The following is a 13,303-nucleotide window of genomic DNA, read 5'->3' as shown; positions in this document are numbered from 1 at the left end:
CTTTCCCGTGGCCGTTGTCGACTTCCCGGCACGCCCTTTGAGATTCGTGTCGATGGTCAACAACAATCAAAAAGACTCATCCCCTCCCCAGTGGCCCGAGGCCGCGCAGACCCTGATGGCGTTGATGCACGCCCAGGGCGAAGTCGCCCGACTGAGCGAACGTGAACAGCTGTTCAGTTCGCTACTGGTCAGCGTCAACGCCGTGCTTTGGGCCTTCAACTGGGAAACCCGTCAGGTGCTGTATGTCAGCCCCGCCTACGAACGGATTTTCGGCCGCTCCGCCGCCCTGCTGCTGGCCGACTACAACCAGTGGCGCGACAGCATCTACCCGGACGATCTGGAATACGCCGAACGCAGCCTCGCCGAAGTGCTGCACAAAGGCGCCGTGGAAGACCGCGAATACCGGATCATCGACGCCGACGGCCAGGTGCGCTGGATCAGCGACAAGTGCTTCATCAACCGTCAGGACGAACCGGGGCAACCGGTGATCATCGTCGGCATCGCCGAAGACATCACCGACAAGAAGCAGATGGAAACCGAGCTGCAACGCCTGGCCACCACCGACGTGCTGACCCAGAGCAGCAATCGCAGGCACTTCTTCGAGTGCGCCCACCGCGAATTCGAAAACGCCCGCCTGCAGGGTGCGCCACTGGCGTTCCTGCTGCTGGACATCGATGACTTCAAAGTGATCAACGACACCTACGGCCACCCGGAAGGCGACAACGTGCTGCAACGAATTGCCGAATGCGGTCGTGCCTCGTTACGCCGGGGCGACCTGTTCGGGCGGATTGGCGGTGAAGAGTTTGCTGCGGTTTTCCCGGGCTGTGCGCCGGACATGGCGATGCAGGTGGCCGAACGGCTGCAACGGGAAATTCAGCGCTTGAACTTCAACCACGGTGATCAGACGTTCGGCATCACCGTCAGCCAGGGCCTGACCAGCCTCACCCCGGAAGACGAAAGCCTCGACACACTGTTCGCCCGCGCGGACGCGGCGATGTACGAGGCCAAACGGCAGGGCAAGAACCGGATCATTTCCGCCTGATTCAAGAGCGGATGCGCAATCAAGCCGCTATTTGCGCATCCGCATCAGCTCCGGCAAGCCGATTTTGAGCAAGCGCGCCGTGCGGCTCTTCGCCAGCTCCTCAACGCCCTCATGCTCGGTCAGCCGCGCCATCTGCGCCGCCATGTTCATCACCAGTGCCTCGCGGGAATACACCCCGCCACCGAGCTGGTAGACCGAGGCAATCAGCTCGCGCAGTTCCAGCGGCAGGCGCCAGCGGGTGCGTAGCGCCGAACCATAAGCTGCACCGAATTCCGCCAGCGCATCGCCGACTTCTTCCAGTTCATCCAGCTCGCCGCCGGCCTGCTTCCACTCTTGAAGACAACGCAGCAACGCCAGATCGCCGAGGCGATGGAGCATCCCGGCGCAGTAGCAGCGTTCCTGATCCAGATCGAGCAGACGCGCCAAGGTGCGGGCGTACTCGGCGGTGTGCAGCGACAAGCCCCAATAGCGCTCGGCGTAATCCGCCAGGCACGGGTCGCTGAGTCGGGCGCTGCGTTTGAGTGCAAGGCCAAGAATCAGATTCATGCTTTGCCCGGTGCCCAGGCGATGCAGCGCCTGCGCCAGGGTCTGCACCGGCGCGCCATGATGCTGAGCGGCGCTGTTCGACGCTGCAATCAACACGGCGGTGATCTGCGGATCGGTGCGGATTTCCTCTTCCAGCAGCTTCAGGTCCAGGCCGTTGGGGTTGAGGCTGCGTTTGACCGCCACCTGCACGTCAGTCATCAGCGGTGCGCCGTCGGCCTGCTCGCGGCGACGTTCGAGGAAAACCGAGAGGGTCATGCCCGGCGCCAGCGCCGGTACTTCACAGAACACTTCTTCGCCGGCATTCAGCAGCAATCCCTGCAAACGCTCGGTCAGGCTTTCCATGTTCAGGGGTTTGGCCAGGTAGGCGGTCGGCGCCAGCGGCAGGGCTTCGCGCACGCTGGCGCTGTCGTTGCGACTGCTCATCAGAATGAACGGCAGCGGCGGATTGCGTTTGCGCTGGCGGACACTGCGCAACACGCTCAAGCCATCGACGCCGGGCAACTCCCAGTCGACGATCGCCAGGTCATAGGGGACTTCGCTGAGCAGCGACATCGCCTCCTGGCCATCAGCGCACAGGTCCAGCCGCGCATCGCAGCGCACATTCAGCAACACTTGTTTGAGCAGGTCACGAGACCACGGGTCGGCCTCGGCAATCAGGACTCTTGGTACAGCGGGTAAATCGACGGCCGTCATGCTCGCCCTCCCTTGCAATGCTTGAACCTTAGCCAATGCTGGCGATTCGGTACAACCTGAAAACCGCGCCCGTGTTTCTCCAGGCATGAAAAAACCCGCCGAAGCGGGTTTTTTGTCGATCCGATCACGCGGTGCTACGGATTACAGCTCCGAGAAGCACTCTTCGATGATCGCCAGGCCTTTGTCCAGTTGCTCGTCCGGCGAGGTCAGCGGTACCAGGACGCGCAGCACGTTGCCGTAGGTGCCGCAGGACAGCAGGATCAGGCCCTTGTCACGCGCCTTGGCCACGACGGCAGCGACTGCGGTCGGGTTTGGCTTGTGGCTGTCGCCGTTTTCGAACAGCTCGACCGCGATCATGGCGCCCAGGGCACGGACTTCGCCGATCACCGGGTACTTGGCCTGGATGGCTTTCAGGCCGGTGACCAGACGCTCGCCGACAGCCTTGCAGCGGTCCAGCAGTTTTTCTTCTTCGAACACTTCCATCACGGCCAGGGCCGCGGCGCAAGCGATCGGGCTACCGGCGTAGGTGCCGCCCAGGCCGCCTGGAGCGATGGCGTCCATGTACTCGGCCTTGCCGCACACACCGGCCAGCGGGAAGCCGCCAGCGATGGATTTGGCGAAGGTGGTCAGGTCGGCAGCAACACCCATCTGTTCCATGGCGAAGAAAGTGCCGGTACGGCCAGCGCCGGTCTGCACTTCGTCAGCGATCAGCAGGATGCCGTGCTGGTCGCACAGGGCACGCAGACGCTTCATGAATTCTTTCGGTGCGACGTAGAAACCACCTTCACCCTGTACAGGCTCGATGATGATCGCGGCGATGTCTTTCGGCTCGGCGTCGTTCTTGAAGATGCGTTCGATGGAAGCGATCGAGTCGTCGATGCTCACGCCGTGCAGTTCGTTCGGGTACAGCGCGCGGAAGATGCCGCCTGGCATCAGGCCCATGCCGGCCGAGTAAGGCACGACTTTACCGGTCAGGCCCAGGGTCATCATGGTGCGACCGTGGTAAGCGCCGGTGAAGGCGATCACGCCAGCGCGGCCAGTGGCGGCACGAGCGATCTTCACGGCGTTTTCAACGGCTTCGGAACCGGTGGTCACCAGCAGGGTTTTCTTGGCGAAGTCGCCCGGTACGCGAGCGTTGATTTTCTCGCACAGCTCAACGTACGGCTCATAAGCCAGAACCTGGAAGCAGGTGTGAGTCAGCTTGTTCAGCTGCTCGGTCACGGCAGCGATGATTTTCGGGTGCACGTGGCCGGTGTTCAGTACAGCGATACCGCCAGCGAAGTCGATGAATTCACGACCTTCAACGTCGGTCACGGTCGCGTTCTTCGCGGACTCGGCGAAGATCGGGTGAATCTGGCCAACACCACGTGGAACAGCTGCGGTACGACGGGCCATCAGTTCAGCGTTAGTCTTGCTCATTACAGTCCTCATTCGCCGCTCATCGGGCGGCGTGGTTCAAGGATAAAGCGGGAGGAATCGGCGGTGGCAGCATGCGATGATCGACTGCCACGGCGTTCCCGGCCGCAGAGAAAATTCCGGTTTGAAACGACGCAAAGGGACAGCGCTCTCGTGCCCTTTGCGTTTACTGCGATCTTCTACCGAGGCTTAGATGCCCAGGCAGAGGTATTTGATTTCCAGGTAATCTTCGATGCCGTACTTGGAGCCTTCACGGCCCAGGCCCGAGGCCTTGATGCCGCCGAACGGCGCGACTTCGTTGGAGATCAGCCCGGTGTTGACGCCGACCATGCCGTATTCCAGGGCTTCAGCCACACGGAACACACGGCCCAGGTCGCGAGCGTAGAAGTACGAAGCCAGACCGAACTCGGTGTCGTTCGACATCGCGATCACGTCGGCTTCGTCTTTGAAGCGGAAGAGCGGCGCCAGCGGACCGAAGGTTTCTTCCTTGGCCACGGCAGCGTCTTTCGGCACGTTGGTCAGGATGGTCGGCTCGAAGAAGTTGCCTTCCATCGGCTTGCCGCCGGCCAGAACGGTTGCGCCTTTGCTCACCGCGTCAGCGATGTGCTCTTGTACCTTGGCCACGGCTTTCTCGTCGATCAGCGGACCCGTGGTGGTGCCTTCTTCCAGACCGTTGCCGATCTTCAGCTTGGCGACTGCCACTTTCAGCTTCTCGGCGAACGCGTCGTAGACCGAATCCTGAATGTACAGACGGTTGGCGCAGACGCAGGTCTGGCCGTTGTTGCGGTACTTGGAAATAATCGCGCCTTCGACGGCCTTATCCAGGTCCGCGTCGTCGAACACGATGAATGGCGCGTTGCCGCCCAGTTCGAGGGAAACTTTCTTGATGTCCTTGGCGCATTCCGACATCAACTGACGACCGATTTCGGTCGAGCCGGTGAAGGACAGTTTGCGCACGATCGGGTTGCTGGTCAGCTCGCTGCCGATGTCGCCGGCGCTGCCGGAGACCACGCTGAACACACCTTTAGGAATGCCGGCGCGCTGGGCCAGTTCGGCCAGAGCGAATGCGGAGAACGGGGTTTGAGAAGCAGGCTTGAGCACCATGGTGCAACCGGCAGCCAGGGCCGGGCCCGCTTTACGGGTGATCATCGCCGCCGGGAAGTTCCACGGGGTGATGGCAGCGGTAACGCCGATCGGCTGCTTGATCACGATCAGGCGCTTGTCCGGCTGGTGGCCCGGAATCACGTCACCGTAGATGCGCTTGGCTTCTTCGGCGAACCACTCGATGAACGAAGCGGCGTAAACGATTTCGCCCTTGGCTTCGGCCAGTGGTTTGCCCTGCTCGAGGGTCATCAGGCGAGCGAGGTCGTCCTGGTGCTCGATCATCAGTTCGAACCAGCGACGCAGTTTGCCTGCACGCTCCTTGGCGGTCAGTGCACGCCAGGCCGGCAGCGCCTTGTCGGCGGCTTCGATGGCACGGCGAGTTTCAGCAGCGCCCATCTTCGGCACGGTGCCCAGAATCTCTCCGGTGGCCGGGTTGTTGACCTTGATCGTCTGACCGTTGTCCGCGTCGACCCATGCGCCATCGATGAAGGCTTGCTGGCGGAACAACTGGGTGTCTTTAAGCTGCATGTCGGCTTTCCTTAACAGCACCGCGCAAGGCGCGGAGCAAAATTATGATTGTAGAAAGGCGCCTCGCAAGGCTGCCGTCAGGGAAATCATTTACCGGGCTGGCACATAAATAGCGCACGACTCAAAACGCGTGCGGCTCAGCACCTGGATAAGGAGCGTTTGAAATCTCAAACGAATCCTAGGTTCAAAGGGGTTGAAGGACAATAGGGCGTTCGAAAAAAAGAACAAAAACGCCGCTTTTGCTGAACATTTCAGATCAACGTACCAACAGCCCCGATCGCATGGAAACCATAGAACAGCCTCCCCAAAGCGCCAAGCGAGCCTTTTGCAGGACGTTACAGCTTTATGGAATGCAGGGGTTTCTTACCGACATGCATGCTGACAATCCACGCCCAAACCCGGCATGGACGCCCCGAGCCGACCTAGGTATGATGTCGCCCGCTGCACCAGTAGCTCAGCTGGATAGAGTACTGCCCTCCGAAGGCAGGGGTCGTGGGTTCGAATCCCGCCTGGTGCGCCATGAACAAAACGAAAAAGCCCCGGACTGCAAGGTCCGGGGCTTTTTTGTGTCTGCTGGCTGGCGACTCACTCCGTCGTCCAGTCAAACTCGTCGTATTCATCATCGTCTTCTTCGTCCTCGATCAAGTCATCATCGAGAACGTCTTCCTCCAGATCCTCTTCGGCCTGTTTGGCCAGAAGAAACTCCTTGCGACTCTCCGTTACTGCCCGCCGCAGTTCCTCACCCTTCACCGGGCAGTTGAGCATTTGGGCGATGCGGTCGATTTTTTGGGCCACGGCATCCTCCAGCGCATCGGCAATGACCCGATAGTGCGCGTTTTTGCGGGTCAATGCCAAATGGCGGATGGCTGATACGGTCAGTTCTTGCGGATTTTTTCCAGTCGCAGGTCGAGATTCACGTTCGGGTAGCGCTTGTGCAGGTTGTTGAACAGGTTGTCGGCCGCTTGCGACTGGCCGGACTCGCGCAGGCGCAGGACTTCGCGCAGTTGCTCGTCGAGACCGTTGACCGGGGCGGCGGCGCGCTTGCTGACCTTGGCTTCGTCTGCCGTGTCGGCGCTGATCGACTCGCTCTGCATCGGTGCAGCCATTTCCGCCATCGGCGCGGGAGCTGGCGCAGAAAGCGCCCCGGCGGGGGTCGACAACGATCGGGCCTCCTGACGGAGCACAGGCGCGGCCGGTTTGGCAGCAGGGGCGAAATCGTATTGAGCCACGGGTTCCGGCGCGCGCTGCACCAGCGACAGCATCAGCGCGATGCCGACCAGACTGGCAAAAGCCACCTGGTAGCGCGGTTGCTGGCAGGCCTTGAGCCAGCGTTGCCACAGGTTTTGCCGTGGCGCCGGGGTTTCACGGTGGGCGGCGTTGAGGATCAGCGCATCGAGATGCGCCGGCGGCTCGCCGTTGTGCTGTTCGCGCACGTGCTTGAGCAGTTGCTCTTCGGGTGTCGGGCGGGCGTCCGTCATGTCAGTACCTCCTCGGCCAGCAGCCGACGCAGTTTTTGCTGGGCGTAGCGCAAGCGGCTCTTGACGGTTTCCAGCGGTGTTTCGGTGAGGCTGGCGATCTGCGCCAGGTCGAGGTCGCCGTGGGCGCGCAGCAGGAACACTTCGCGCTGGTCGGCGGGCAAGGATTGCAGGGCGCTCTCCAAACGCTCGCTGTCGCGGCTTAGGTTGAGCAGTTGTTCGGGATCGGAGGCGTCGTCGCTGACGGCGTGGGATTGTTCGTCGTAACTGTCATGCAGCGGTTGCCGGGCGCCGTGTTTGCGCCAGTGGTCGATCAGGCGATTGCGGGCAATCTGGAACAACCATGTACGAAAGGTCGCCCGGCCTTGTGGCTGACTGGCACTGCGGATCAGGCTCAGCCAGGTCTCCTGGAAAACCTCATCGGCCAGTTCAGGTTTGCCACTCAAACCGAGCAGAAACCGGTAAAGACTCTGCCGATGACGGGCGTACAGGATCTCGAACGCCTTGCCGTCACCCTCGCGATAACGGACCAGCAGCGATTCGTCGCTGCTGGTCTCAAGACTGTCGGCGGAAGCAAACAGCTGTGTGATGAAGCCTTTGAGGCGGCTCACTATTCAATCCGTCGCTCAGTGGAGATTACGTTGGAGGCGGTGGAGATACGCAGGCTCTGCGCCAGTTCAACCAGCTGCACGAACTCGTTGCGCAAGCCGAAGCGGTCATCGCCACGGGCACCTCGCGCCAGGGCTTCGGTGTCCTTCAAGCTGAAATCGCCGGTGTAGCGACCGTCCTTGAGTTGCTGGGAAAACGCGGCGACGGCGGCAGCGAAACGCAGATCCTCACTGGCCGGCGCAACCTGGCTGGCAATCGGCCGCTCGATCAGCAGACTTTTCCCACCCTCAGGCTTTTGATATCGCACACGCAGCATTGCCAATTCTCCTTTCTTCTCGGAAACCACTGCATCGGTTTTTCCGTAACGCAGCGGTTCCAGCCAGCCCTTCTCGCCTGTCGGGACGATTTCATACAACGCCGTCACCGTATGGCCTGCACCGATTTCACCGGCATCGACCTTGTCATTGCTGAAATCCTCACGCTTCAGTGCGCGGTTTTCGTAGCCAAGCAGGCGATATTCGCTGACCTGCGCCGGGTTGAACTCGACCTGCAATTTGACGTTTTTCGCCACCACGGCGAGGGTCGAACCGAGTTGATCCACCAGCACCTTGCGCGCTTCGCGCAGGTTGTCGATGTAGGCGTAGTTGCCGTCACCGGCATCGGCCAGTTGTTCCATCAGGTGTTCATTGTAGTTATCCACACCGAAACCCAGGGTGGTCAGGGAAATCCCGGTCTTGCGTTTATCCACAGCCATTTGTTTCAGACTGTCGAAGTCGCTGATGCCGACGTTGAAGTCACCATCGGTGGCCAACAGGATGCGGTTGATGCCTTTGGGGATGAACGCCTGCTGCGCCATCTGATAAGCCAGCTCGATGCCTGAAGCGCCAGCGGTCGAGCCACCGGCGGTCAACTGCTCGATGGCTGTGCGAATTTTCGCTTTTTCACGCCCGGAAGTCGGCTCCAGCACCACTCTGGATTCGCCGGCATACACCACCAGCGACACCCGATCCTGCTCGCGCAATTGATCGACCAGCAATTTCAGGGTGCTTTTGACCATCGGCAAGCCTTCACGGCGGTCCATCGAGCCGGACACATCCACCAGAAACACCAGATTGGCCGGGGCCAGTTCCGCCACCGCGCGGTCGGAGGCCTTGATGCCGATACGCAGCAAACGGGTGTGCGGGTTCCACGGTGAGGCAGCCAGTTCGGTAGTCACGCCAAAGGGCGAGCCATCGCTCGGCAGCGCGTAGTCGTAAGGAAAGTAATTGACCATCTCCTCCAGCCGCACCGCGCCTTCCGGCGGCAGTCGACCCTGATTGAGCAGGCGCCGCACATTGGCGTAGGCGCCGGTGTCGACGTCGGCGCTGAAGGTCGAGACCGGAGTTTCGGCGACGCTGTGGATCGGGTTGTCGGCCAGCTTGGCGTACTGCTCGCGCTGTTCGTCGCGATAGCCTTGTGGATAACTTTCACCGGCCGGCATCGGTGCAAAACTGGCGATCGGCGCCGCCAGTGCACTGCGCTTGGCCATCGCGCTATCGACCATGACCGCTTCGGGCTGCACGGAGGATTTCAGTTCGGCCTGCGCCGGCGGCGGCGCGACGGTGGTTTCCGGGCTGGAGGAAACACCGCAACCGGCAACCACCAGGAACACACTGGCAGCAAGGGGGCGCAGAAGCGTGGAAGGAAGGGACATGGGGGCTGACCTCGGGGAAGAATTGATCCATTCATCCCCTGAGACGGGCAGCCCTGTCAGTTCGGGTTAAACCTCGCCGAAAATTTTTTCAGCGGTGATAACGCCGCACCGCACTGCTGTTGCGCAGCACGTGGCCTTTGATCTTTTCCATCAGCTGGGCGCGGGTCAGGCCGGCAGGCAAGGCGTCCGGGGCCAGATCCAGGGCGTAGATCTGAATGATGTAGTGGTGGGCGCTATCGCCAACCGGCGGGCATGGGCCGATGTAGCTGGTGGTGCCTTTGCTGTTGGTGCCACCGACGCCTTCAAGGGCCGATTTGGCGCCGACGCCGGCGGGAATCTGCCGGGTCGTGGCCTTGATCCCGTAATGAACCCAGTGATCGACGCCCGCGCCTTTCTGGCCGTCCGGATCGTGCATGACGATGGCGTAGCTCAGGGTTCCGCTCGGGCCGGCATTCCAGCTCAGGGCCGGCGACTGGTTCTTGCCGCCGCAACCGGCCGCATCGCTGGCCGCCGCCGAGGTGAACAGGCGGTTATCCGACACGCCGGGAATGCTGAGGGTGAAACGCTCCTGGGCCTGCGCAGGAAACTGCACGCAAAGGGCGACGGCAACGGCCGCCAGCCAAGGGTTGAGAGAGGTCAATCGGGTCATTCCGGGAGCACCTTGTGCAGTTGGGCCTTCGTCGGCCTGCAAACTATAGCCGTACCGTTCGTGCCGTGGCAGTGGGAAATGGCTGAACCTCGCAATGCGGCCCAAACTCGTAAGAGAAATGCCTGTGAGGAGCACGACCATGACCCTGCACCGTGTCGCCCGTTTCGCCGATGTGCCTGAAGACCGTGGGCTGGAGGTGCAAATCGGCGACTGCAAGATCGTCCTGCTGCGCGCCGCCGGCCAGTTGCGCGCCTTTCAGGGGGAATGCCCGCACGCCGGCGCGCCGCTGGCGGAAGGCGCGTTGTGTCACGGCCGGCTGATCTGCCCGTGGCACAAGGCAGCCTTTCGCGCCGAGGATGGCGCGTTGTGCGAGCCTCCGGCGCTGGACAGCCTCAAGCGTTATCCGCTGGAACTGCGCGGCGACGAGGTGTGGGTCGATGACCAGCCGCTGCCGGATCCGCACACCCCGCCGCAGGACGATCCGCGCACCTTTGTCATCGTCGGCGCCGGTGCCGGGGGAACCGCCTGCGCTGCCGCTCTGCGGGAAAAAGGCTTCGGCGGGCGAATCGTGCTGATCGACCGCGAGCCGGACGCCGGCTACGACCGCACGGTGCTGAGCAAATTCGTGTTGTCCGGGGAAATGCCGGCGCCGGAAACCCCGCCTCTGCGCGATGACGATTTTTATCGCGAACAGCACATCAACCGGGTTTCAGGCGAGGTCAGCGGGCTCGATGCCGATACCAAAACCCTTCACCTGAGCGATGGCCGCACACTGCATTACAGCGCGGCGGTGCTGGCCACCGGCGCAACGCCAAACGCGCTGAAACTGCCCGGCGCCGACCTGCCCCAGGTGTTTGTCCTGCGCTCCAAAGCTCAGGCGCAATCCATCATGGACGCCGCCCGACCCGGCCAACGCGCGGTGATCATCGGTGACAGTTTCATTGCGCTCGAATGCGCTTCGGCCCTGCGCCAGCACGGTCTCGAGGTGACGGTGCTGGCGCGCCATGCGATTCCCTTCGCGGCGCAATTCGGTGAAGCCGTCGGCAAGGCGATCCGCGCGCTGCATGAAGAAAACGGCGTGAAATTCATCACTGATCACGAAGCCAGGGAGATCACCGGCGATGGCAAGGTCGAGGCGGTGTTGCTCGACAACGGCCTGCGTCTGTCGGCAGATCTGGTGTTGGCGGGAATCGGCGTACATCCGGCCACCGAAGCGTTCGGCGACTTGCCGCGCGAGGACGATCAATCACTGTTGGTCGATGCCAGCCTGCGCGTCACCGACAACCTGTGGGCGATTGGCGATATCGCCACCTTCCCGCTGAACGGCCAGCCACAACGCATCGAACACTGGCGCCTGGCCCAGCAGCACGCGCGGATCGCCGCCGCCAACCTGCTCGGTGGCGATGAGCATTACCTCGACGTGCCATATTTCTGGACCTGGCATTTCGGCCGCAACTACGACTATCTCGGCCACGCCGAGGCGTGGGATGCGGTCGAATTTATCGGCGAACCCGAACAGCCGCCGTTTATCGGGCTGTTCGGGAGCAAGGGCGTGGTGGTGGCAGCAGTCGCCTGCGAAGAGGAACGAGCGATGGCCCTGCTGGCCGAACGCATGAAGCAACCGCTGCCGATGGATGAAGCCTGGCGACTGATTCGCGCCGTCAGGTGATCCGGTTCAGCGGCTCGCGGTTGTCGTCGTCCTCGGCGTGCAGAAAAATCACCCGAGGATGTTCCAGTGGCGCCAGCGGTGGCGGCAGCTCTTCGGGGTGGACCGGCCACAGATGCGGCACCACGTGACTGACGTCACCGTCCTGATCGTTGTGGATGGTCATCACGCCCGGCCCGCGCAGTTTCTGAAAGCGCTCGTCGCACAGCTTGAAGCTGCGGCTCAGCCCTTCATCGTCGACCACCGGTGACGGCAGGCGACGCTGGGCGAAGCTTCGGCTCTTGCGTTGCTGATAGCGCGCCCAGCCGATCAGGATCACCGCGTTGACCAGCGCCACCCACAGATAAATCTGCAAGGTGCCGAGGGCTTCGAACGCCGAGTTGTCGATGCGCGGCCCGCCTTCGTGGGTCTCGATCAACGGCCACAGGCCGCGCACCAGCAGATACAACAGGCCGACCCAGGCCAGCACGGTGAAGAACGCATCGACCACCACCAGAAACGGCCGTTGGCGGGTCCGGATGATTTTCATTTGATAACCTCCTCTTCGTCGTCCCCGATCGGTTTGATACCCCGGTCGGGACTGACCCAGCGCGCACGCTTCTGGTGTTGGCCGAACAGTACTTTGGGGAAACTGACCAGCGTGGTCAGCAGGCTGACGAACCAGAACGCGATCGGGTACCACACCACCCAGAACATGGTCTTGCCAAGGCCCGGTTCGTAACGCCGGTCAATGATGATGCTGACCGCGAACTGCACCAGGCAGACAAACGCCAGCAGCAATCCGGTAAACGCCGGCGGCATGAGGTGGTCGACGGCAATGGCTTCAGGCATGACCACGAACTTGCCGACGCCCCAGAAGATCACCGACAACAGGAAGGTGAATGCCCAACCGGTCGACAGGCAGTATTCGAACAGCAGCGGCCACAGGTAACGGTGGCGGTACTGCCAGATCCCGCGAATGTTCTTGAACAGCACTTCGGCGCCGCCCTGGGCCCAGCGCAGACGCTGTTTCCACAGACCGCGCAGGGTTTCCGGCATCAGGATCCAGCAAAGGGCACGGGGCTCGTAAAAGATGCTCCAGTGGTCCAGTTGCAGCTTCCAGCTGATGTCGATGTCTTCGGTGATCATGTCCGGGCTCCAGTAGCCAACCCGGTTCAGAGCGGTGCGACGGAACGCGACGATCACACCGGACACGGTGAAGATCCGCCCGAACACCCGCTGAGTGCGCTTGATCAGCCCGATGATCGACGAGAACTCGCCGACCTGAACCCGCCCGACCAGAGTCGAACGCGTGCGGATCCGTGGGTTGCCGGTCACCGCACCCAGTCGTGCGTTGTCGAGCATCGGCGCCACCAGATAAGCCGCCGTGTTCGGCGCCAGCAGCGCGTCACCGTCGATGCACACCAGATATTCGCTGCGCGCAGCGATGGCGCCCATGCGCAGGGCCACGGCCTTGCCCTGGTTTTCCGCCAGGTGCAGCACCCGCAATCGCGGATCTTCCTTGGCCAGCGCATCCAGTACTTCGGCGGTGTTGTCCTTGGAGCCATCGTTGATCGCGATGACTTCGATGTTCGGGTAATGCTGCGCCAGCGCCGCGTGGATGGTGTCGGCGGCGTTGTCGCCCTCGTTGTAGCAAGGAATCAGGATCGAAATCAGCGGTTCGCCTTCCAGCGGTGGCGGCAGGGTGTCGTCCTTCCACGGCCAGTGCCGTTCCCAGTGCAGCCAGAAATACAGGCCACCGGAAATCCACAACCCGGACATGAACAGCGGGTAGAAGAACACGAAGTCCATCAGGAATTGCCCGGTGACCAGGAAGATCAGCCCCAGCGGGACGCCGAGGACGATCGCCAGAACAAGCAGGGCCAGCAGTCTATCCAGCATG

The 13,303-nt window shown here is 62.0% G+C and carries 12 protein-coding genes and 1 tRNA gene; 3 read left to right on the top strand and 10 right to left on the bottom strand.

Going from position 1 to position 13,303, the window contains the following annotated elements:
• Positions 1-52: 52 nt before the first annotated feature.
• Entirely contained in the window at positions 53-1,042 is a 990-nt protein-coding gene (locus K5E37_RS25565; RefSeq protein ID WP_221535470.1) for a sensor domain-containing diguanylate cyclase, read from the top strand.
• Between the two features lie 27 nt (positions 1,043-1,069).
• On the opposite strand, the gene K5E37_RS25560 is transcribed toward K5E37_RS25565, so the two are convergent.
• The 3 genes from K5E37_RS25560 to gabD form a co-directional block, all read right to left on the bottom strand.
• Positions 1,070-2,281, bottom strand: a complete 1,212-nt coding sequence (locus K5E37_RS25560) for a response regulator (RefSeq protein ID WP_221535469.1) — start codon at positions 2,279-2,281, stop codon at positions 1,070-1,072.
• A gap of 141 nt (positions 2,282-2,422) precedes the next feature.
• Positions 2,423-3,700: a 4-aminobutyrate--2-oxoglutarate transaminase gene (gabT, locus tag K5E37_RS25555; protein WP_007957613.1), complete on the bottom strand. Its 1,278-nt coding sequence runs from the start codon at positions 3,698-3,700 to the stop codon at positions 2,423-2,425.
• Between the two features lie 186 nt (positions 3,701-3,886).
• Positions 3,887-5,329, bottom strand: a complete 1,443-nt coding sequence (gabD, locus tag K5E37_RS25550) for an NADP-dependent succinate-semialdehyde dehydrogenase (RefSeq protein WP_064382691.1) — start codon at positions 5,327-5,329, stop codon at positions 3,887-3,889.
• Between the two features lie 443 nt (positions 5,330-5,772).
• On the opposite strand from gabD, the gene K5E37_RS25545 reads away from it, so the two are divergent.
• A tRNA-Arg gene (locus tag K5E37_RS25545) sits at positions 5,773-5,849 on the top strand.
• Positions 5,850-5,914: 65 nt separating this feature from the next.
• Here K5E37_RS25545 and K5E37_RS25540 read toward each other — a convergent pair.
• The 5 genes from K5E37_RS25540 to K5E37_RS25520 form a co-directional block, all read right to left on the bottom strand.
• Positions 5,915-6,184, bottom strand: coding sequence for a hypothetical protein (locus tag K5E37_RS25540; RefSeq protein WP_011331897.1), 270 nt, complete (start codon positions 6,182-6,184; stop codon positions 5,915-5,917).
• A 20-nt stretch (positions 6,185-6,204) separates the two neighbouring features.
• A complete protein-coding gene (locus K5E37_RS25535) occupies positions 6,205-6,807 on the bottom strand; it encodes a hypothetical protein (RefSeq protein WP_221535468.1) in 603 nt (200 codons plus the stop codon).
• The gene (locus K5E37_RS25530) at positions 6,804-7,385 is read right to left on the bottom strand and encodes an RNA polymerase sigma factor (protein WP_260404492.1); all 582 of its coding nucleotides are present in this window, start codon (positions 7,383-7,385) and stop codon (positions 6,804-6,806) included. Before K5E37_RS25530 ends, K5E37_RS25535 begins: the two co-directional genes overlap by 4 nt.
• A gap of 29 nt (positions 7,386-7,414) precedes the next feature.
• Positions 7,415-9,106, bottom strand: a complete 1,692-nt coding sequence (locus K5E37_RS25525; protein ID WP_221535466.1) for a VWA domain-containing protein — start codon at positions 9,104-9,106, stop codon at positions 7,415-7,417.
• An 88-nt stretch (positions 9,107-9,194) separates the two neighbouring features.
• Entirely contained in the window at positions 9,195-9,755 is a 561-nt protein-coding gene (locus tag K5E37_RS25520; protein WP_007957638.1) for a YbhB/YbcL family Raf kinase inhibitor-like protein, read from the bottom strand.
• A gap of 139 nt (positions 9,756-9,894) precedes the next feature.
• On the opposite strand from K5E37_RS25520, the gene K5E37_RS25515 reads away from it, so the two are divergent.
• Complete coding sequence (locus K5E37_RS25515; RefSeq protein WP_221535465.1) at positions 9,895-11,424, top strand: FAD-dependent oxidoreductase; 1,530 nt, start codon at positions 9,895-9,897, stop codon at positions 11,422-11,424.
• On the opposite strand, the gene pgaD is transcribed toward K5E37_RS25515, so the two are convergent.
• Together pgaD and pgaC are read right to left on the bottom strand one after the other, a co-directional pair.
• Positions 11,417-11,950: a poly-beta-1,6-N-acetyl-D-glucosamine biosynthesis protein PgaD gene (gene pgaD, locus K5E37_RS25510; protein ID WP_085608561.1), complete on the bottom strand. Its 534-nt coding sequence runs from the start codon at positions 11,948-11,950 to the stop codon at positions 11,417-11,419. The two genes, K5E37_RS25515 and pgaD, sit on opposite strands and share 8 nt — an antisense overlap.
• A complete protein-coding gene (gene pgaC / locus K5E37_RS25505) occupies positions 11,947-13,302 on the bottom strand; it encodes a poly-beta-1,6-N-acetyl-D-glucosamine synthase (RefSeq protein ID WP_007957644.1) in 1,356 nt (451 codons plus the stop codon). Before pgaC ends, pgaD begins: the two co-directional genes overlap by 4 nt.
• Position 13,303: the final 1 nt, after the last annotated feature.

Origin of the sequence: Pseudomonas sp. RIT778, assembly GCF_019718735.1 — a bacterium.
Taxonomy (GTDB): Bacteria; Pseudomonadota; Gammaproteobacteria; order Pseudomonadales; family Pseudomonadaceae; genus Aquipseudomonas; species Aquipseudomonas aphyarum.
Note: the sequence above shows the minus strand (reverse complement) of the source record. Positions and strands in the feature narration are given on the sequence as shown.